This window comes from Fibrobacter sp. UWB3 (genome assembly GCF_002210405.1).
Taxonomy (GTDB): domain Bacteria; phylum Fibrobacterota; class Fibrobacteria; order Fibrobacterales; family Fibrobacteraceae; genus Fibrobacter.
Window position 1 is genome coordinate 45,911 of the sequence record NZ_MWQJ01000005.1, and the last position, 20,888, is coordinate 66,798.

Annotated in this window: 18 protein-coding genes and 1 tRNA gene; 6 read left to right on the plus strand and 13 right to left on the minus strand. The window is 48.9% G+C overall.

Annotated features, from left to right (window positions below; all coding sequences use genetic code 11):
- Nucleotides 1-116: 116 nt before the first annotated feature.
- The 9 genes from pilQ to pyrR all read right to left on the minus strand — a co-directional run bounded on the left by pilQ (nucleotide 117) and on the right by pyrR (nucleotide 9,572).
- Entirely contained in the window at nucleotides 117-1,583 is a 1,467-nt protein-coding gene (gene pilQ / locus B7991_RS07295; protein WP_088630234.1) for a type IV pilus secretin PilQ, read from the minus strand.
- The gene (locus B7991_RS07300) at nucleotides 1,580-3,319 is read right to left on the minus strand and encodes a hypothetical protein (protein WP_088630235.1); all 1,740 of its coding nucleotides are present in this window, start codon (nucleotides 3,317-3,319) and stop codon (nucleotides 1,580-1,582) included. The genes pilQ and B7991_RS07300 overlap by 4 nt, the downstream gene beginning before the upstream one ends.
- Complete coding sequence (locus tag B7991_RS07305) at nucleotides 3,319-3,924, minus strand: type 4a pilus biogenesis protein PilO (RefSeq protein ID WP_088630236.1); 606 nt, start codon at nucleotides 3,922-3,924, stop codon at nucleotides 3,319-3,321. Before B7991_RS07305 ends, B7991_RS07300 begins: the two co-directional genes overlap by 1 nt.
- A gap of 1 nt (nucleotide 3,925) precedes the next feature.
- Nucleotides 3,926-4,537, minus strand: a complete 612-nt coding sequence (locus tag B7991_RS07310; RefSeq protein ID WP_088630237.1) for a PilN domain-containing protein — start codon at nucleotides 4,535-4,537, stop codon at nucleotides 3,926-3,928.
- Nucleotides 4,537-5,685 (minus strand): pilus assembly protein PilM, encoded by a 1,149-nt coding sequence (gene pilM / locus B7991_RS07315; RefSeq protein WP_088630238.1) that lies wholly within the window; start codon nucleotides 5,683-5,685, stop codon nucleotides 4,537-4,539. The genes B7991_RS07310 and pilM overlap by 1 nt, the downstream gene beginning before the upstream one ends.
- Nucleotides 5,686-5,775: 90 nt before the next feature.
- On the minus strand, nucleotides 5,776-6,816 hold the full coding sequence (locus tag B7991_RS07320) for a PilZ domain-containing protein (RefSeq protein ID WP_088630239.1): 1,041 nt from the start codon (nucleotides 6,814-6,816) through the stop codon (nucleotides 5,776-5,778).
- A 9-nt stretch (nucleotides 6,817-6,825) separates the two neighbouring features.
- On the minus strand, nucleotides 6,826-8,079 hold the full coding sequence (locus tag B7991_RS07325) for a dihydroorotase (RefSeq protein WP_254917879.1): 1,254 nt from the start codon (nucleotides 8,077-8,079) through the stop codon (nucleotides 6,826-6,828).
- Nucleotides 8,072-9,013, minus strand: coding sequence for an aspartate carbamoyltransferase catalytic subunit (locus B7991_RS07330; RefSeq protein WP_085490074.1), 942 nt, complete (start codon nucleotides 9,011-9,013; stop codon nucleotides 8,072-8,074). Before B7991_RS07330 ends, B7991_RS07325 begins: the two co-directional genes overlap by 8 nt.
- Before the next feature lies 1 nt (nucleotide 9,014).
- A complete protein-coding gene (gene pyrR / locus B7991_RS07335; RefSeq protein ID WP_073424570.1) occupies nucleotides 9,015-9,572 on the minus strand; it encodes a bifunctional pyr operon transcriptional regulator/uracil phosphoribosyltransferase PyrR in 558 nt (185 codons plus the stop codon).
- Between the two features lie 164 nt (nucleotides 9,573-9,736).
- Here pyrR and B7991_RS07340 point away from each other — a divergent pair, with 164 nt between their 5' ends.
- From B7991_RS07340 to B7991_RS07355, 3 genes are all read left to right on the plus strand, one after another.
- Nucleotides 9,737-10,285 carry a peptidylprolyl isomerase gene (locus B7991_RS07340; RefSeq protein ID WP_088630241.1) on the plus strand — a complete coding sequence of 183 codons (549 nt, stop codon included), beginning with the start codon at nucleotides 9,737-9,739 and terminating at the stop codon, nucleotides 10,283-10,285.
- 146 nt (nucleotides 10,286-10,431) lie between these two features.
- Nucleotides 10,432-10,504, plus strand: a tRNA-Ala gene (locus B7991_RS07350).
- A 176-nt stretch (nucleotides 10,505-10,680) separates the two neighbouring features.
- Entirely contained in the window at nucleotides 10,681-12,693 is a 2,013-nt protein-coding gene (locus tag B7991_RS07355) for a M23 family metallopeptidase (protein WP_088630243.1), read from the plus strand.
- On the opposite strand, the gene B7991_RS07360 is transcribed toward B7991_RS07355, so the two are convergent.
- Nucleotides 12,690-13,415: a polysaccharide deacetylase family protein gene (locus tag B7991_RS07360; protein WP_088630244.1), complete on the minus strand. Its 726-nt coding sequence runs from the start codon at nucleotides 13,413-13,415 to the stop codon at nucleotides 12,690-12,692. The two genes, B7991_RS07355 and B7991_RS07360, sit on opposite strands and share 4 nt — an antisense overlap.
- Nucleotides 13,416-13,468: 53 nt before the next feature.
- Between B7991_RS07360 and B7991_RS07365 the strand changes: the two genes are divergently transcribed.
- A complete protein-coding gene (locus B7991_RS07365; protein ID WP_088630245.1) occupies nucleotides 13,469-14,311 on the plus strand; it encodes an undecaprenyl-diphosphate phosphatase in 843 nt (280 codons plus the stop codon).
- Between the two features lie 100 nt (nucleotides 14,312-14,411).
- Here B7991_RS07365 and B7991_RS07370 read toward each other — a convergent pair whose 3' ends face one another.
- Entirely contained in the window at nucleotides 14,412-15,329 is a 918-nt protein-coding gene (locus B7991_RS07370; RefSeq protein ID WP_088630246.1) for a PD-(D/E)XK nuclease family transposase, read from the minus strand.
- Between the two features lie 299 nt (nucleotides 15,330-15,628).
- Here B7991_RS07370 and B7991_RS07375 point away from each other — a divergent pair, with 299 nt between their 5' ends.
- Together B7991_RS07375 and htpG are read left to right on the plus strand one after the other, a co-directional pair.
- Entirely contained in the window at nucleotides 15,629-15,811 is a 183-nt protein-coding gene (locus B7991_RS07375; protein ID WP_088630247.1) for a hypothetical protein, read from the plus strand.
- 478 nt (nucleotides 15,812-16,289) lie between these two features.
- A complete protein-coding gene (htpG, locus tag B7991_RS07380) occupies nucleotides 16,290-18,176 on the plus strand; it encodes a molecular chaperone HtpG (protein ID WP_088630248.1) in 1,887 nt (628 codons plus the stop codon).
- A 221-nt stretch (nucleotides 18,177-18,397) separates the two neighbouring features.
- Here the strand turns inward: htpG and B7991_RS15110 are convergent, their stop codons facing one another.
- Together B7991_RS15110 and B7991_RS07385 are read right to left on the minus strand one after the other, a co-directional pair.
- A complete protein-coding gene (locus B7991_RS15110) occupies nucleotides 18,398-18,856 on the minus strand; it encodes an FISUMP domain-containing protein (RefSeq protein ID WP_369597603.1) in 459 nt (152 codons plus the stop codon).
- Complete coding sequence (locus B7991_RS07385) at nucleotides 18,741-20,666, minus strand: FISUMP domain-containing protein (protein ID WP_254917880.1); 1,926 nt, start codon at nucleotides 20,664-20,666, stop codon at nucleotides 18,741-18,743. The genes B7991_RS15110 and B7991_RS07385 overlap by 116 nt, the downstream gene beginning before the upstream one ends.
- Between the last annotated feature and the right edge of the window lie 222 nt (nucleotides 20,667-20,888).

Sequence of the window (20,888 nt, forward strand, 5' to 3'; positions counted from 1 at the left end):
CGTCGCTATGCGACTACAGAAAAAAGACTAAAAAGCCCTGGCCAAGCCAGGGTTTTGCTTTTATAAAAATTCGCGTTTATAAAACAAAGGCCGGACAACAGTCCGGCAAATGTTAATTACTGATTCCAGTCGTCGTGAGAGTTTTCCGGAACAGGAGCATCCGGAGTTTCACCCGTCACTACCGGAGATGTCATAATCTTGTCATCGACCGGCTTTAGTTCCGGAGCGGCAACACTGGAAGTTTCTTCGGACTTTTCAGAGATATCGACATTGCCGATGTAGTTGCGGATAATGCGCGGCGTCACAAAGATCACGAGGTCCTTCTTCGTGATAGACTTGCGGCTATACTTGAAAAGGTTGCCCAAGAGCGGAATATCCTTGAGGAACGGGATACCGCTTTCGCTTTCGGTGTTTTCGTTACGGGTAAGGCCACCGATCACAACCGTTTCACCGTCAGCCACAACCACCTTGGTCTTTGCTTCCTGGGTCGAAATCACGACTTCGCCCTTTTCGTCATAGCCATAGGAGTTGTTTTCCGGATGGAGGTCGAGCAAGATGCGGTTGTCGCCAGAAACATGCGGCGTCACCGTGAGCTTGATACCCGTTTCCACCATCTTGGTCGAAGATTCACCGCTATCGTCAATCACGCGGATGGAAACCTTGTCACCCATGAACACCTGAGCTTCGGTGTTGTCGAGCGTAGAAACCTGCGGGCTGGCGAGCACTTCCGTAGAAGCATCACCCATCAAGTTCGAAATGGCGATCTGGAGATTGTTGTCGAGGAGGCTTGCCGTAATGGCAGTATTTGCCTTACCCACAGCCGGAGAAGTTCCGTTCGGGAAGGACTTGATAGCACCACTGATTCGGCTGGAGTTGGCAGCACCGGCAGTTCCAAGAGCGGCTGTACCAGGAGTAAGCGTAGTGGTTCCCACAGCTGCAGTCCAGTCCACACCAAGTTCACGGGCAAGTTCACTGTTCACGACAACAAGCTTAGCCGTAATCATGATCTGGAGCGTTTCGACGTCAAGTTCGACAAGAGCATTGCCCATCTGTTCGATCTTGCTTTCGGTATCGTAAACAATGATGGAGTTCGTACGTTCCACAACAGAAATCTTGCCGCGGTTCGACTTCATGCTTTCAAGCACCTTGACAAGTTCATCAGCCTTGGCGTGGTGCACCTGGAAGTTCTTACGGACAAGAGGCGCATTCTGTTCGGCCTGATTTTCTTCGTCGGCAAGCTTCTTCTGCTTGGCCTGATAAGTGCTCAAGCGCTGGATGGAAATGTACTTGTCCTGAATCACCCACGTGAGGTCATTCATGTTACAAATAATGTCCAAGGTTTCCTGCCAGGTCTTCTTGGTCACGCGCAAGCTTATTTTGCCCTTGACATCCGGGGCAATCAAGATGTCCACGCCAGCAATCACCGACACAGAGCGGAAAATGGCTTCGTAGTCCATATTGACGAAGTTAAAGTCATATAGTTTCTTATTCGGGGCTACAGAGCCTTCGGCAGGAGCAGCCCACGCGGTCGCAAAGCTTGCCACCATGATAAGAATCGTCAGAATTTTAGTCAGCTTTTTCACTTTTGACCCCCAAATTTATCGGGAAGACCCATAGAGTAGCGACGGCTCACCCCGAATTCCTGAATCAAGAAGAGCACATCAGTTTGTGTAATTTTAAGAACTTTTCCGTTCATGATCTTATCGCCTTCTTTAATCGTATAAGACACGCTCGGATTCTTGGATTCGACGAGGATAGCCACCGGCTCTTCGGCTTCCCAAATAATACCCACCAATTCAACCTGGTCGATATTGATACCTTCTTCGACCAAGCCCTTGATTTCAACAAACGGGTCACGACGACCAAACGAACTGTAAGTCACGCGGTCTTCATAAAGTTCATCAAGGGCGCTTCCACCAGGCTTCATCCCCTGCGTGAGCATTTCACCGCGTTCCTGGTCCACCTTCTTGAGGCGTTCCATCTGCACAGCAGAAAGTTCATCGGTAAAGCTTACCGCACGGCGATTCACATAACCAATCTTGTTGCCCACCTGCACCTTGCGATAAAGGCCATTCAAGTCCATGTTCACTACGCGGTCACCAAAGACTACACGCTGCAAGACCTGAGCCTTTTCACTGGGAGAAGCGTACAGTTCAGTTTCATCGGCAACGACAATCAATTCACGCACAACAGGACGTAAGTGGAATGTCTGCGAACTAGCCACAACCTTCTTGCTTTCCTTTTCGTAGGTTTTCACGAAGTCCGAGAACTCGGGAGCGGCATCCGGAGACTTCATCCAGTCTCGCACATAAATACCATTCGGACGAGCACTCCAGAAAATAAAGCCATCGCGACGGATTGCGTTTTCAGCCGTCTGCAAAATCAAGGCGCCTTCCTGCACCAAGATAACTGGGCGAGCTCCCGGAGAAAGCTGGATGTTGAGACCATGAGCATCCCAGAACACAGACTTCACAAGGGAACCAGCACTCACCTTGAATACCGGGGACTTTTCAGGGCCCTTCATCGCAACCGTAATCAAAAGGGAGGGGTTCGGGTTCGAGACATCGCTAATGCTCAAGCGCGTATTTGCAACCAGTCGGAACTGCTCCATGCCAGAACCGATAAGCACGGTCATTTCCTTCAAGCCAGGAAGCAATGCAGAAGCATTTGCTTCTGGTGCGACAACCGACGCCATCTGGGCGGCAGCCTTTTCAGCAGCCTTTCTCTCCTGCATAGCCTTCTTTTCGGCGGCTTTGCGTTCTGCAGCGAGGCGCTTTTCTTCTTCCTGAGCTGCCTTGCGGTCCAACAAAGCTTGCTTTTCGGCAGCCTTGCGTTCTGCGGCAAGGCGCTTTTCCTCTTCGCGGGCCGCCTTTTCTGCAGCCTTCTTATTAGCAGCAAAAAGCTTAGAGAGAGTCCAGGAATTGCCCTTCTTGCCAGCAAACTTCAAAAGGAAGCGAGACTTGTCGAGGGCAATCGCATTTTTATCCGAATTGATCGATGCACCCACCGGCATGCGGATCATCAAGAAATTCATGCCGCGATACAGCTCCTTGGTAACGCTCATGGAGCGTACGTACGGAGAAGCGCCATCGATGTCATAATTGCCAAGACCAAGAGCAAAGTCGGATTCCGAAAAACCGACGAGCAACGTCTTGGAGGCATTATCGTATTTTTGGAAGAATGTCGGCAAATTCTTGTCAGAAGCAAACTGGAATTCCATCTGGCAATTCTTTGCGCAATTAAAACGGACATCCTTAATCAGCGCCGCCTGCAAAGCAACGGCACTAGACAACAGCATAAGAAGGAACTTGCATTTCATTATTTGCCAACCTTCTTGGATGTATAAGTGGTCAAGTTGAAATTCACCGACATGGTAATCGGAGTCCAACCGTGAGTTTCAGCTTTCTGCACTTCGGCAGCGATGCCGGAATAGCGGGAAAGTTTCAAGTTCGTAATAGCCGTCGGGTAATTGAAGTTTGCAATTTCAGCAAACAGGTAACCGAGCATGTGATAACCGGAATTGACAGCAATGGAATAACGGTTTTCAATGTAGTGTTCCCTTTCAGAACGGCCTTCCGGATTGAACTTCTGGATTTGCACGCCGGAACTGCGGAGCACAGAATAGAGGTCCTGCAAGCGCAGCGGCACCTTTTCTTCTTCCGGGAACATTTCCTTCAGCTTCTGGAAATCCTTTTCGGCCTGCACCAGCTGCATTTCAAGTTCTGCCACGCGATGCTTCTTGGAATTAATCTTGTCCAATTCCTTCTGTGCAGAGATTCTCTGGCTTTCCAAACTTTCGTATTCAACCTGGAATGGATCCCACACATACGTGTAAACAGAATACAAGGCCAAACAGATAATAACAATCGTTACTATGCAGTATATGTTCTTCTTGTCTTTAAAGTCAATATTAAGGTTGCCCATATCACCCCTCCTCTCCAAGGTCTTTCTTGAGTTCGACCTTGAGTGTAAAGCTATAGGCTTCATCGCCATCAACCTTTGTCGTGGAGATAGAGACGAGCGAAACTTTCTGTACGCTGACCTGCTTTTCGAGCTTCACCATGTACTCAGCCACTTCGGAGAAGTCAAACGTCGTCCCCTTCATTTCGAGGTTGAATTCGCTCACCTGCGAAACGCTCAGGAGCCACATATTCGGAGGCAAGACCGAGGAAATGTTTTCGAACAACACCACCCAGCGCTTTTTGCTGATTTGGATAGACTTGAGCGCATTGATCTTGGTATTGATAATGGACTGGTTCTTTTCAAGTTCGCTAATTTTCTTGAGCAACGGACGTTCACGTTCCACAGCGGCACGCACAGACTGAAGTTCGGCTTCCTTGCTAGAAAGCTCCTGCAGCGTGTATGCATAAGTGAACAAAGCCACAAAAATTGCAAGAATGAAAAAGACTGTAGGCCACACCACACGGCGGTCCGTAAGCCAAGTCAAGTCCTTTTGCTGCTTGCGATGTTCGCCAGGCAAAAGGTTGATCGTAATTGCAAGCGCCTTGTTGGCGCCTTTATTCTTCTTCGTAGCCATTAGAACTTCCTCATTGCAAGTCCCAAAGCCGGGGCGTAAATGTTAGACAGGGCAACAGACATGCCCTCCTTGTCAACCACGCTGGAATCGCATTCCACAGAGCGGAAGGGGTTCACGGTAGCCGTTTCTATTCCGGTCTTTTCGGCAATATATTCCAAAAGCCCCGGAACAGAAGCTCCACCGCCACCGATCAGGATTCTTTCGAGCGGACGGGAATCTTCCGCAGAAGAATGATAGCGGATACCAAAGGTTATCTGGGACATGAGTTCTTCGAAAGCGACCTTCATGGCGTCTTCGAGAACAGAAATAGCAACGCCTTCAACAACCTTCAGGTCGTTCTTTTCGAACATTTCATGACATTTTTCGGCAGAAATATCAAGGCTAGAAGAAAGCTTGTTGATAATAACGTTTAGCGAACCGCCATTCATGGATCGCACAGAGTGGAAGGCGCCATCCTGGATAAAACCGACGCTCATCTTGTTATCACCGATATTAAAGATGGCGGTCGTCTTCTTGCGTTCCTCTTCGGATGCAGTCATCACAAAGGAATTCAACAGACCAAAAATATCGACATCCAGCGCCGACAGTCTAATGCCCTTGCGCGTAAAGAACTGAGCCCAGGAATCAAGCATCGAGCTCTTGGCAGCGACCACGTTGACCTTGACCTCATCGCCTTCGCGAGACACAACCTCGTAGTCCAGAACGTTGTCCTGATCATCGAACGGCGGACGGGACTGAGCAGTCTGAACAATAATGGCGGCTTCATTTCCGTTTTTCGGGACCTTGATCGTGAGGCGGTCCACGAGCACACCACCTTCACCGGCACCGCAGTTCACCGAGGCAACCACGTCCACATTCTCATCAATCGGGTGGCGGAGCAGCAACTTGGAGAATGCCTCGCCCAACTTGTCGAAGCCATCCTTCTCTTTCTTCGCCCCTTTTTCTGCAGTCAAATCTTCGGAATCACGTCTCTGGATAAGACCATTGATGATGGAGCCCGCAGGTACGGGTTCCAAATCCACTTCGCGCACAATTCTTTTACCGTTAGCATCATGATAGACCTTAACGTACTTGATGCTGTAGTGGCCAACATCTATGCCAACAGTTTCGCGCTCTCCACGAATTCTAGCAATCAATCCTAAAGCCAAAATAAACTCCGATAGGAAACAATACTATGTAAATTTTACTTTCATAAACAGCGAATGTCAAGCGAAAAATCAACTCTAAATCACATAAATCTAAGTTGTTACGCGATTTACGCCATTTGACTCCGTTTTTTTCGGGTTCGCCTTACGGGTTGCCTCAAAAATGTACTGAAGAACACGCTCCTGAGTCCAGGCATACGAGCCCGTAAATACGGCAGCGATGGAATTGTACAAGGGGAAATTGGGGTTTCGGTGCCCCAGATTGTTCAAAACCTTGACATCCACATTCTGTACGCCAAACGTCGGAAGTTCAAAAGAAATGGAGAACTGCTGGTCCGGTTTCACGTCTTCGGTAAGGCCAAGCAGAATACCACCAGCAGACAAGTCATAAAGCATGCCCGAGTGAACCTCGCCGTTCGGGAATGTCGCCGTCACCGGGAAATCAACAACTTGACGAACCCACTTACGCAGCTGTTCCTTATCGAGTTTATCACTGTGGGTAAAGACAACTTTGTCTGGAGTTGCAGCAAAAACAGACATCCGTATTGAATATACGGCGTCATTCATACGGGTCCAGCGGATGAGCGCATGAGAGCCTTGCAGCGCCTTGGCATTAACGACAGAGCCGTCAATCTTTACGCTCCAAACCTTTTCGGTACGTTCGAATATCGAAGCACGCTTAAACGACTGACCATTCTCGAATTCCAAGTCTACCTTATCCCCAATATTGAACTGCCTAGTCGAGCAGACCATGGACAAGGGATTCGAACCTGTAAAGTCCATCTTGCGCCGGAGGCCGGCAATCGCTTCAAGCGTCTCATCGCGGACAGAGAATACATTACGGATGCGATAAAATTCCGATACGGCAGCTTCAAAGAGTCCAGAAGAATTGAGCACGGCGTCCTTGTTTTCGAACTTGGACGAACGAACCAGCTTTTCTAGAGTACGCACTTCCTTGGGCGTAAACTCAAACGCCTTGATCTTCTCGTTGAACGCATCTGTACCAAACATCACTTCATTTTCGCGACGGTAGTACATCAGCTGCATTTCAATCAGCACAAGCGCTACAAACGGAAGAACCGGAAGAATGTATTTCTGGAAAAAATCCCAAACTTCTTGAAGCTCGCTAGGCATCAGACCTCACTACAGCTCAGTCCATACACCGTTGATATAGCTTGCGAGGATGGACGACGGGAGTTCCTTACCTGTAAGCGGAGAATTGCAGACGTGGCCTGCAAAGTCGCTTTCGAGAACCTTGTGCGTCTTTTCCGGAGCAAACACCACCACGCTTTCGCCGGCAGATTCGGCACCAGCCAAGCGAGCAGGAGCCGTCGACAAAAGTTCGATGGCACGAGCCTCGCCCACCTTGGCAACAAGCTTGTTCCAAATGGCAGGGAGAGCCACTTCCAGAGAAAGTGCGCCCGGCACGGAGTCTTCGAAGTTCACGACCGTATCCTGACGGAGCACCGGCGTGTGGTTCACGCTGATGGCATTGACCGTTCCATCGACAATTCCCTGCCACAAGGCCTCGCGGTCTGCAGCCGAGCGGATCGGCGGGAGAATGTGGTATGCGGAGTCGAGCGTTTCGAGGCAAGAATCGTCGAGCAGCAAGTGGTACAAGTTCACATCGCAAGTGACATCGATACCGTTCTTGCGAGCGTTACGGACAAGTTCAAGAGTTTCACCGCAGGTGACTTGCTTGAAGTGTACCGGCACCTGGAGGAATCGAGCCGTTTCGAGAACCGTGTAGGCAGCAATCGTTTCGGCAATGCGCGGAATGCCCTTCATGCCGAGCATGTCGGAGTAGGCGCCTTCGTGAACGCAACCGCTGTGACGGAGCGTCTTGTCCATCGGCTGGAAGAAGAAGCGCTTGCCCGTCATCTTGCCGTATTCCATAGCGAGGCGGAGGAAGCGGGAGTGCGGGATTACGCCATTACCGTCGCCAAAACCAGCGACACCTGCTTCGGCAAGTTCGACCATTTCGGCCAAGCTATCCGTGCCAAAGCCCTTGCTGTAGGCACCGAGGAACTTGATATCGAAAGCTTCTTCGCCGCGTTCTTCGGACTTGAAGCGGTTCACCATTGCAGTGAACTTGTCGGCATCGTCAATCGGGTTTGCGGCACTTTCGTAAAGGCCACCGTAAAAACCGCCCTTGCGCATGGCATCAAAGCCATCGGCAAACGTATAGACGTCATCGCGGAGCGGTTCCATAAAGTCAAGGCCAAGGCCAAAGAGGGCCGGCATCACAAGCGCACCGTTGCAGTCAAATTCAACCGTTTCGGACGTTTCGCAAGCGTTCAGGCGAACTTCGTTCTGAAGTTCAAAAGACTTGCCGTTCCAGAACTTTGCATTTTTCAGAACGACATTCACAAGACGACCCTTACAAGGTTTACGCATTTTCATTGTTGCGACCTCCAGCCAAAAGGAAGAGAACGGCCATACGGACGGCGACACCGTTGGTCACCTGATCAAGAATTACAGAATGTTCGCCATCGGCGATATCGGAATCGAGTTCCACGCCGCGGTTGATTGGACCCGGGTGCATGATGATGACCTTGTCCTTAGCGCATTCGAGGAGTTCTTCCGTGATGCCGAACGTATTGCGGTATTCACGCATGCTCGGGAGGAGAGCGTCATCCATGCGTTCTTTCTGCAAGCGGAGAGCGATGATGGCGTCGGCATTGGCAACAGCCTTCTTCACGTCCGGTTCCCACGTCACGTGGTTCATGAGGTCCGTATTGCGCGGTACAAGCGTCGAAGGTCCGCAGAGCGTCACGTGAGCGCCCATCGTGGACATGCCCCAGAGGTTACTGCGGGCGACACGGCTGTGGCGGATATCGCCAATGATCGTGACGTTCTTGCCTTCGAGCGTTCCTAGCTTTTCTTCGATCGTCAGCATGTCGAGGAGAGCCTGCGTCGGGTGTTCGTGCGCACCGTCGCCAGCATTCACGATGATGGCCTTGCTGTTGTCCGCAAGGAACTTCGGCACGCCCGTCCCCTTGTGACGGACGACCACGATATCAATCTTCATGGCTTCGATGTTCCTAAGCGTATCGACGAGCGTTTCACCCTTCTTGACGCTGGAATTCGAGCTTGCAAAGTTCACCGTATCGGCGGAGAGGCGCTTTTCGGCAAGTTCAAAGCTGGTGCGCGTACGGGTGCTGTTCTCGAAGAACAAGTTCACGACCGTCATGCCCCGGAGGCTCGGCACCTTCTTGACCGGGCGTTCGAGAATTTCGCGGAACTGTTTTGCATGGTCCAGAATCAAGCGGATATCATGCTTGGACACTCCACGAAGTCCAAACAGGTGTTTAATTTCCAAAGCGCTCACTTTACGCCTCCACTTCTACAAGATAAACGGAATTTTCTTTATCAATAGGTTCAATCGCCACGCGGACTTCCTGATTCCTAGCGGTTTCGACCGTAAGCCCCACACAATCCGGAGCAATCGGAAGTTCACGATGTCCGCGGTCCACGAGCACGCAAAGGCGGATTGCAGCAGGACGGCCAAGGTCCAAGATGGAACGCATAGCAGCCAAAGCCGAACGGCCCGTGTAAAGCACGTCATCCACGAGGATGACCGTCTTGCCTTCTACCGAGGCCGGCATTTCGGTAAAGCGCATTTCTGTCGCCACCTTCTTGCGGTAGTGGAAGTCGTCACGGTAGTACGTGGCATCGAGGCTACCCATTTCGATGGGCTTGCCAAATTTCTGAGAAAGACGTTCGGTGAGCTTTTTTGCCAGCGGAATACCGCGGCTAGCCATGCCGAGCACAATCATGTTGTCAGCGGACGGATGCATCTTCGCAATCTTCGCCGCCATCTCGTCTAGCGCAAATTCCATCGTCTGCGCTGTAAGAAGCTCGCTTACTTTTTTGCAGTTATCGTTCATAAAACAGTCTTAGTTATTAATCGTTAGTCTTCAGTCTATTAATTTCCTGACCATATTTTTAGGTGAATGTAGTTTTTTTAGGGGCTATTTGCCTCTGCGAGTTGTAAAACACCCCCTTAATTTTATATATATAGGCAAAAAAACACTAGTTACAGGAGCCCCAAATGGCATTTAATCAGTTAGACAAACCGCAGGCAGGCGAAACCATCGCCATCATGAAAACCAACCATGGCACCATGAAACTCCGCCTTTTCGAAGAAATCGTCGGCGAATGTGCAACAAACTTCATTGAACTTGCAAAACAGGGCAAGTACGACGGCGCTCCGTTCCACCGCATCATCAAGGACTTCATGATCCAGGGTGGCGACTTCACCCGTAGAAACGGTACCGGTGGCCACGCCGCCAAGGGTCCGGGCTCTACCATCGGCGACAAGTACGACAGCCGTCTCACCCACGTCCGCGGCGCTCTCAGCTGGGCAAAGACTTCCATGCCGCACTCTATCGGCAGCCAGTTCTTCATCGTTCACGGCAACAACGTCCACTTCCTCGACCACGAACAGTGCGGTCCGGGCCCGGCTGACGGTTACTCCGTATTCGGCCAGCTCTACGAAGGCTTCGATGTGCTCGACAAGATCGCCGGTGTCAATACCGACCGTATGGACCGCCCGTACGACGACGTAATCATCGAATCCGTCACGATCGAAAAGGCTTAATAGACAAAAAGCCGGTCTTTACGCGATGTCATCCCCGCCTCCGAGCGGGGATCTCTTTTTTTAAAACAATTTTGAAAAAAATTCAGTTTTTTCAAAATGTACCCTTGACACGCACAACAACTCATTCTATATTTGTGCGCGTCCTCGGGGTTATAGCTCAGTTGGTAGAGCGCCTGCATGGCATGCAGGAGGTCAGGAGTTCGACTCTCCTTAGCTCCACTAAAAAGACTCGCTAGAAAGCGGGTCTTTTCTTTTTGTACAAAATCTTTTTCCAGTTATAGCCAAATTAAATACATTGAAAAAACAACCCCCACGATAATTATAGGGAAAAAGGCCCCTCTTTTCCCGCTGCATACGTTATTATAAAATAATATTTTTGTATTTTATTCAACACTATGGTCAGGCTTACAAAAATTTCGTCACTCTTACTCTCCGCCGGGTGTGCTTTTAGCTTTGCCGGCACAGGTTCAAACACCGTCTGCGACGCATCCAAGATGGACGCATTCGCCTATGAGGACTGCATTGCAGTTCAAAGAGGAGCAAAGCTTGACAACACGGATTTTTCAGAAAAAGCCGCCCCACCACCGGAACTGATTTCCGAATCGTACGTAGAACCTTTTTCGTATGATCCTTTCAAACGCGATGCTTATTTGACATCCTCGTTTGGTGAAAATCGCGGCACGCGTTACCATGCCGGCATCGACTACTCCACGCAAATGGAAGAAGGCTGGCCCATCTACGCTCCAGAAAATGGTTATGTCAGAGAAATCAAGACTTCGCCATTCGGTTATGGTAAAGTCATGTTCTTCGAAGGAGAAAGCGGCAAGACCTGGGTATTCGCCCACCAAAGCAGCTTCACGCCTGCCATAGAAGACCAGATCAAGCAAAAGCAGTACGCCACCAAGAGTAACGACATTTCCATCAAGCCGAACACCAGATTCCGCAAAGGCGACACACTCACATTCGCGGGAAGTACCGGCATCGGGAATCCCCATTTGCATCTTGAAGTCCGCCTGAACAAAGACGACATCACTTCGCCATGTCAGCTCGGCGTCAAATGCCTCGACACCATCGCACCGCAAATTTTCGGAGTTGCCGTATGGCAAGGCAATGAACTTGCCCTCACTACAGACAACTCTCTCCGTAACGGCTGCGTTGAAACGCCCGTCAAAAACGAGTTTAACTTGTCCATGGCCATCAAGATTGCCGACTATAGCCGTGAGCCCAAGGAAAACCCAATGGCCATCCGCCGTTTGGAAATGTGGCGCTACGACGAAAAAATTTACAGCAAAGTTATGGATACCCTCAGCTATAAAAAGATGATCGATATCCGCAACGAGCTCCTTTGGGCCGAAGAAGCCGACACTGCAGGCGACTGGCATTACATTAACGCAAAGCTTGGTCCCATCTCCACATACAGGCTCGAAATCGAAGACTTTAGCGGACACATCATCAAGCGCGAATTCAACTTCCATCAGTCCTGCAAGGATAACGGAAAACTTGTCCTCACGCAATACCAGAACACTCCGCTATACACTTTCTTGAGCAAGAGCATGCTTGACATTTATCGTTGCGAATCTGGATACAAATTCACAGCCCTGAATAAAGATGAGCAAGTGATCAACAACGACCTCTGCAAAATATTTGACCACAACAAGCCGCTCCCGATTGGAAAAATCGTCGAGACGTTCCCCGAAACAAGATTCATCCGATATAGCGCAGATGCCGCCGCCACAGGTACCGGACGCAGCTTAAATGAACTTATTTCGATTTACCCCTATGGCAAATACAAAACCAGCATCAACTGGTATACTAAAGTAGGCAACGTTAAAATTTCACAGAAAATTTCGGGTATTCCGGTTGTCGGCGACACATCACAACGAGTCCTCGCCGTTACACGCAACCAGACCGACAGCGTTGATTTTTACGAATTCCATCCGAAGGGATTGCAATTCTATGGCAAGTGGAACGTTTGTATTGAAAACGAAGACAATCCAGCACCACTTTACTGGCTTGGTGAAACAACTCGCCGTTGGTTCTACTTCGAAAAGCAGACCGGAGGTAAGAACCGTTGCGCTACGACAAACGAACTTAGAGATCTCGCCAACATTTCAGATGAAGACGGTATTTCGCTCGGATTCCCCTATTGGGCAGAAACGCTCGTCGGAGGCATGTACCAATCCGCTCTCAAAATTCCACTTTATTCTAAATATGCAGGAATTCCAGACGGAAACGCAATCACCGTTAAACACGGCAAGAAATGGATTGCCGCCGAATACGATTCTGAACCGAGAGAAATCATCATCCTTGGTGATGCACTCCCCGATGCAGGCGAAACAATTACGCTTGAAATCACGGACGAGTCCAAGCGCAAAATCAAAAAAGAGATTGCCGTTCCGGGATTTTAAAGATCACGATAAAGCGTGAGGCGGCGCTTGCAGCCGAGCGCAAGACGGATGAGGTCACGAATTTTGTCGTTCAGGCGCGGGAAATCCACCGGATGGACGGCAATACGCGGTACGCCGAACGGGATCTTCAAAATGCCTTCGGCATAGACAAACGCAGCCTTTTCCGTTGACTTCGGGATGCCTGCAAAGCTCGCCACTGGCGATGCATAGCGGACACCTTCGGCAGTCGTAAGCGAAAAACGGTCTTCGTACAACATTTTTTCTGCACGGACTTGACCCGGCAAGAATTTGTTACTAAACCACGTTGGCGGAACAAACGCAATTGGCGCATCCGCATTTCCGTTTTCATCTGCGAATAGTTTTTTCCAAGAATCTAGAGCCGCTTGCAAAAGGCGGCTCGATTCGTACTCGGAAAGCCCCGCGAATTCAGCCTCGCCACCCGTGAGGTTCATGCCCACAAGCCCCGCATAGCTGCGGCCCTGGCTGAATTCTGCCTTGTGCTTAAAGCCATGCAGTGCAAGTTCAAAACCTTCGGACTTAAGCTTCACGAGAGCCACGCGGAAATTTTCAACAGCTTCGTCCGTAGCGTTTTCCGTATCTGGAATCACGAGTAAGCTAAAAGGGCCTCCAACCAATTCCTTGAGTTCTTCAAGAATCGGGGTCACTTTCTGGTAGTTCCAGACGCTAAAATCATGAAAACAAAGGAGAAAACGCTTGCACATGGTTGTGAAGATAGTAATAGTTCAGCCAACTAATTTACTACATTTACCTTACTATGTTCGAATCTATCATTCTCGGCCTGTTGCAGGGCCTCGCCGAATTCCTCCCCATCTCCAGCTCCGGCCATTTAGTGCTCGGGCACGAACTTTTAAACATGAACGAAGCGGGCATGTTCTTCGACATCATGCTCCACGCAGGCACACTGCTTTCAATCTTCGTGGTGTTCCACAAGAAGATTACGGACATCATCGTCGGATGCCTCCGCCGTGACCGCGACCAGCTCCGCGAAGCAGGCTACATCATTCTTGCAAGCATCCCGACAGCCATGATCGGCCTCGGCTTCAAGGACGCACTTGAAAGCCTGTTTGAAAACCCGCGCGCAGTCTGCGTTGCAGAACTTTTCACCGGTCTTTTGCTTTTCACATCGCAGTGGGGCCCGACCGGCGCCAAGCACCCGAATAACGAAGGCGTCAAGATGAACTGGTGGCGCGCACTCGTGACCGGCACCGTACAGGGCATCGCCTGCATCCCGGGCATCAGCCGTAGCGGTTCGACCATCAGCGCCATGATGTTCATGGGCGTGAACCGCAAGTACGCCGGCGAATTCAGTTTCCTCATGAGCATTCCGGCCGTTGGCGGCGCAGCCCTCCTTGATTGCATCAAGTGGATTAAGTGCCAGAGCATGACTCCCGAAAAAATGATTCTCGATCCAGAAAAGGCATTGAAATGCGTTGACGCCGGCGGATTCACCCCGGAACTTTTGGTCGGCATGATTGTCGCATTTGTCTTTGGAATCATCGCCCTCAAGTGGCTCATGAACTTTGTCCAAAAGGGCAAGTTCCAGCACTTTGCCTGGTACGTCTGGGCGGTCGGCATTCTCGGATTGATTTTGCTGTAATAGACTTTATATGCAAAGTGCCCGTTCACTAGATTGTGAGCGGGCGTTTTTGTTTTAGAAAAAATTTGGTATTCAAAAGAAACTTGTTAAGCAAGACTCTTTATTTGCCATTTCTAGGATGAATGTCTTCTTTACGAACTTTGAAGAGCTCCGCAGCTTTTTCAGGAGTCAGAATACCGGAATCGACCATAAGTTGAGCATCTTCACGACCTCGATCATCTTTCCCTTGCAGGTAAGCCCCTTGTTTCTCGTAAAGTAAATTCGTCATTCCGTCAACCTCATTCAAAAGAGTTTCATCTGTGTACCCAGTCAAAGATACATCTTTGACAAAATCCTTGTCAAGAAGTCTAGTCAGTTTTTCTGCAGGAATCTCCTTTTCTTCGAGAACAGCTCGGAAAATTCGAAGCATTTCCGCCCTATTTGTTGTTTCCCGCTGTTCGGGCTCCGTTCGATCATCAATTGCAAAAAATTTTTCCACTTCCACGAAATAAACATCCAATTTTTCATAAAAGAAATGGCGATTTCGTGCGAGTTGGGAATGGTGCAGGTAAGTATTTCTCTCCAATGGGAACTGGTTTTCGGTCAAAATCGAAAGCACGTAGATGTGCGGCAAGTTATAATCTTGCGATTTTTTGACGGTTCTCGAAATCACACGTGACGTGTAGTAGATAAGCCTATCGACAAAAAGGGTGTTGAAATTCTGCTGAACGTCAATAAGAACTGGATTGCCCGCTTCTGTAGTTCCGTATATGTCGAAAATCGCAGTCTTGTCATTAAGAACTCCGGGATTCTCGGGAACTCCAAAGGTAAAAGATTTAATGGCATTTTCTCCGTTCAAATCCAGCATGGCGTTCAGAAATTTTACCGTGCGCTCGGGCTTTGCTTCGTTTGCCATGAGCATCTTAAAAATGCCATCGCTGAAAGGATAAACGTTCATGTAGTTTTTTCGATATTCCGCCAAATGTTCAGGATGTTCGTGAAGATCCTTGACCATGGCGAAAAATTCATCTCGTGTCATAATAATACCTCCATTAAGTTTGAAGGTTCTAATCTACAACGGAAAATTTTTCAAAAGTGAAACTTTGAAAATTTTGCAATCGGTTGTTTGCGAAATCGTTTATTTTGTCAACTATTGGATTACACGAGCTCACGGAACCGCATAAAATAAGGTATATTCAGAAGCAGGTCTTATAGAGTTTTTTTTGAGAGATGGTAAAACTTGAATACTTCGAGATGCCTACAGAAATGATTACGTTGAACGCTTTAAACATACCCGATATAATGTTCCTATAGATAATACCAATGTGGAGAGATAGAATGGAATATTTTGGTCTTATTGTGTTTATTTATGTTTTAATTGATATGTTGGTTACAAAAGAAACAGGCTTTCTTGGATCAATTGTAAAAAAAAATGAAAAACCATTATCGTTTTATATGTATGTAGCCATCGTAATTTTTGGAATAGTATTGGATCTTTTATACATTTTTGGCATTATTTAATTTATATACAATAAGCTAATGTAAATGAAACCAAAAAAAATGAAGTGATAACACAAACTACAGGCAAAATATTTAAACTGAAGTACGTAACTTTCGATCGACAAAATGATGGTAGTCTATCCGGGGTATAAGGGCTCTTTTTGAACGTTGTCAAAACGATAAGCCGGGCGTTGCGGGTCGGCGTTTGAGACCCGCAGTAGGGGTAGCGTATGCCGCTGGCGGCAGAAGCGAGGGGGATACCTCCCCCCCCCTCATTATCCTATTTATAGTCACATTTACAATAACCATAAAACAAGGCGATGCCGGAACGGTGTCCGGCATGACATAGTCGCATACCCGTTCATTCGTCTCTAGTCGCTCGTCTCAATTGGCACGGTTCTTGCATATACTAGCGCGGAAACAAAACAAGACCGCCCTTTGGTTTCAATTTGAAACATTAAAATTGCGGGATTGCTTAAAAATTTAACAGGAGATTAAAATGGCAACAGAAAAGATGGAGTTCCAGACCGAAGTTCGCGACATGCTGAACTTGATGATCAATTCTCTTTACAGCAACAAGGAAATTTTCCTCCGCGAATTGGTTTCTAACGCAGCAGATGCACTCGACAAGCGTCGTTTCCTCTCGCTTTCGAACTCCAGCCTCCTCCCGGTGGGCACTCAGTTGCGCATCGATATTTCGGTGAACAAGGAAGGCAAGCGCCTCGTTGTCGAAGACAACGGTATCGGCATGAACAAGGAAGACTTGATCAACTGCTTGGGCACGATTGCTCGTAGCGGCACCAAGAACTTCATCAAGAACTTGAAAGATGCCGACAAGGGCAGCGTCGATCTCATCGGTCAGTTCGGTGTGGGTTTCTACTCCGTGTTCATGGTCGCGAAGAAGGTTGAAGTGTTGACGCTCAAGGCTGGCGAAACGCAGGGTTACCTGTGGAGCTCCGAAGGCACGGGCGATTTCGAAATTTCAGAAGCCCCGCTCGACAAGGTGGGCACCAAGATTACGCTTTACCTCAAGGACGACGAAGACGCCGAAGATTTCGCTAGCGAATGGAAGATCAAGGACATTGTCCAGAAGTACAGCGGTTTCGTGAGCTACGGCATTTACTTCCACCCGGAAGCAAAGAAGAACGACAAGGGCGAACTCGAAGAAAAGCCCGAAGAACGTTTGAACGACAAAACTGCTTTGTGGCGCCAGAGTGAAAAGGAAGTCACCGAAGAACAGTACAAGGATTTCTACAACGTCATCAGCCACGAAGCCGACGAACCGGCCGCTTGGAGCCACAGCCACGCCGAAGGTTCCCAAGAATTCTGGAGCCTTGTGTACATTCCGTCAAAGGCTCCGTTCAACATTTGGCACAACGACGCTCTGCACGGTCTGAAGCTCTACGTGAAGAAAGTCTTTATCATGGACGACTGCAAGGACTTGCTGCCACCATGGTTGCGCTTTGTGCGCGGCGTGGTCGATTCCGAAGACTTGCCGCTGAACGTGTCCCGTGAAATTTTGCAGAACAACAAGATTATCACGAACATCCGCAAGCACGTGATCAAGAAGGTGCTCGACGCCTTGCAGAACATGGCTGACAAGGATGTCGCTAAGTACAACGCTTGGTGGCGTGAACTCGGCATGGTCTTGAAGGAAGGCTTCTACATGAACTGGGAACATCTTGACGAACTCAAGAAGTTGCTCCGTTTCGAAAGCACCAAGACCGAAGGCGACGCTCTCGTTAGCCTCGACGAATACGTGAAGCGCATGCCGGAAGGCCAGAAGGAAATCTACTACCTCGTGGGCGACAAGAACGCCATCAAGTCGAACCCGATGCTCGAAGCCTTCAAGGCAAAGGGCTACGAAGTGTTGCTTATGAGCGACGGCATCGATGAATTCATGATGTCTAGCCTCACGGAATTCGGCGACAAGAAGTTCCACGACATTTCCCGTGGCGATGTGGACTTCGAAAAGACCGAAGAAGAAAAGAAGGCCGAAGAAGAAAACAAGGGCATTTTCAAGGGCCTCTGCGAAAACCTGCAAAAAGTCTTGGACGAAAACATCAAGGAAGTCCGCGTGTCTAGCCGCCTCAAGGATAGCCCTTGCTGCCTCGTGACGAGCGAAGATGCGATGAGCGCTCAGATGGAACGCATGATGAAGGCGATGGGCCAGAAGAACTTGCCGAAGAGCAAGCGCATTCTGGAAATCAACCCGACACACCCGATTTGCGAAATGCTCAAGAAGAAGGCCGAAGCGAACGAAGATCTTGGCGATTGGCCGAAGGCACTCTACGGTCAGGCTTTGCTTGCCGAAGGTTCTCCGCTCCCGAACCCCGCTGAATACGTCGCTGCGATTACAAAGCTGCTGACCGCTTCTGTGAAGTAACTAGATTCTTCGCTGCGCTCAGAATGACGAATTGTCAGTGTCATCCTGAGGGGCAAATCCCCGAAGGATCCAGTAACACATTTCATAAAAAAGACCGCGATTGCACGCGGCCTTTTTTGCTTTTCTGCGACACTCGATTTGCTAATCTTTGCACTACTTCGTAGTGCAAATCGCTTCGCCTCGGTCATGGGAAAGCAAGCTTTCCCGCGACACTCGGCTTGCTAATTTTTGACGCAGCGGACTGGAAATGCATTGTCCTTACCCGTGTTGCCCACAAATGAATCATCGTTTAAGCTTGTCAAAGACACATTGCACGCGACGACTCTTCTGCAAGTCTCATCGCACCACTCATCGCTTTCGGCCTCTGTAGACGTCCACAAAACCCCGAGATAGCCAATCTCGCTGTAAATGGGATATATTCCATTGATAAACCTGTATCCAGCAGGCGACGCCGAAAAGGAATAATCATCCGTACCGTTACCGCCTTCAGACCAACCAGAAGTTGATTTGAGTTTTTCACCTGCAGTCTCGGAGCCGCCAATTGCGGCAAACAAAGTATCATATTCAGCCTTCGTAGGCAAATGCCAGCCACTGGGACACGCCCCCTGCACTGGATAGGTGGGTGTACACGTTTTTTTGATAACCGCAGCCTTTGCCGTTTTCACTCCATACGCCAGCACTGTCCATTGCTGCGGCCCAAGTGTAAAGGCGACCGTACTTGGAGCAGTACTTAGCGGAGTCGTTGAAGCAATAGGAACTATCCGTCTCAAAATTAAGATTCTCAGCCATCCAAATCTGCGAACCTATCTTCACGGTTTTATAAGTTTGTTTGTCACGGGAGTCCGTTAGCGTGCCATATTCGCATTCATCTTTAGTTTCAGTTTTGCAGGCTTTTGCCTCGGGCACTATAATAACCGGGGGTTCTATAATTTCAGGTTCGACATCCATCACGCAACGGACTGAATAGCCGTCGTCTTTGTTTCCAGAGCGGATATTCGCACCATCATACACACTCTGAAAATACACGCATCCACTACTGTTTTCATATTCATTAGAACTCCAAAACAACGCTTGATACCCCTCCTCGTAATAATCGTCTTGGTAGAGCCAGTCCCTATAACCTGCAGGAAGCACAGAAAAACCGAAAGCATCAGTCGCATCGCCACCGCGATTCCATCCACTCGTCTTGAGTGTTATGCCAGCGACTTCTTCGCCCCCCACCGCGTCAATCAAGGTTTTCCATTCCGCTGTGGATGGCAGATGCCATCCCTCGGGACAAGCGTCCGCAGCTGCAGTCCATACATATAAGCGCCCAAACTTATCGCATTTATCTTTTGAATTATTGTAACAATAGCAATAATCGTTTTTGTATTTAGCCTCTCTCCTGTAATTCAGGTTCTGGGCCATCCACCACTGGTCACCGATTTTCACAGTCTTGTAAGTTTGTCCGTCGCGGTCATCCACCAATTCGCCATACTCGCAATTATCTTTAGTTGAAGTTTTGCAGCCTTTGGGCACAGCTACAGAGCTCCCCGATTTCGCAGATGAAGAAGACTTTGCGCTAGAAGAAGAGTTTGCCTTGCTACTGCTAGACTTTTCATTAGACGAAGTTTTGGAATCCAAAATGCAACGGACGGACATTGCATTGATCATTGGCTCACCCCAAATATCAGCCTTTGCGTAACGATTCTCCAAAGACATGCAGAACGCGTGATCAACCAGAATCCTATTGCCATCCAGCCTAGTCGATGTTTCAACATCTTCCGTAGAGCTCCAGAAATACGCCTCTGTCTTGTCGCCAATAAAATCGTACGATTCAATATTCTCAGTGACATAATCACTCAAATCGTCTTCCTTTCTGAAGCCTCCAGGGAGGGCCGTAAAACCATACTCATCCGTTCCGACCGTTTCTTTTTTCTCAAATTTCCAGCCATCAACAGACTTGAGCTTTATTCCCGCATTACCGCTACCGCCGACTGTTTGGATCAAGGTTTCAAATTCGTCCTTAGAGGGCAAGTGCCAACCGCCAGGGCAAACTTCCGTTGCGGCATCCCACTTATAAAGGCGACCGTATGTACCGCATAATCCCGGGTGACTATTTTGCATGTATGAAGGTTCTTCGCCATAGCAATAGCTAAGGCCAGAATTATAGTTCAAATTCTCCGCCATCCAGACCTGGTCACCGATTTTCACGGTCTTATAGGTCTTATTGTCGCGAGGGTCCTTCATGGTATTGTTTTTTTCGTCGTATACAGCTTTAGCACCGCTCGCACTTGAGGATGTTTTCGCAGACGAAGAAGACTTTGCTGAACTAGACGAAACTTTCTTACTCGACGAGGAGTTTGCCTTGCTGCTGCTGGATTTTTTCACAGCGCTGCTGGACACAGGTTCTTCTGAATCAGCATTGCTGCCAGAATCGCCACCACAGGCGGTAAAGACAGACATAGCTGTCACTAGCATAAACGGCACAAACTTTGCAAACATTTTCATAAGCATCTCCTCCCCATACATTTGAGGTAAATATAAGTAATTTGAGGAATTAAAAAGGCGATCCCGTCCCCATTCGCGGATCATGACCACATAAGAACTAGTTGCATTCAAGGCGAGTGTCGCGACAGGCTGCTTGCAGACTGTCATGATTGAGCCGAAGATGCTGACGCAAAGCGTCAAAGTTCTAAGTGGTCAAAGAGAATAAATCCGGGGTGACAAAGC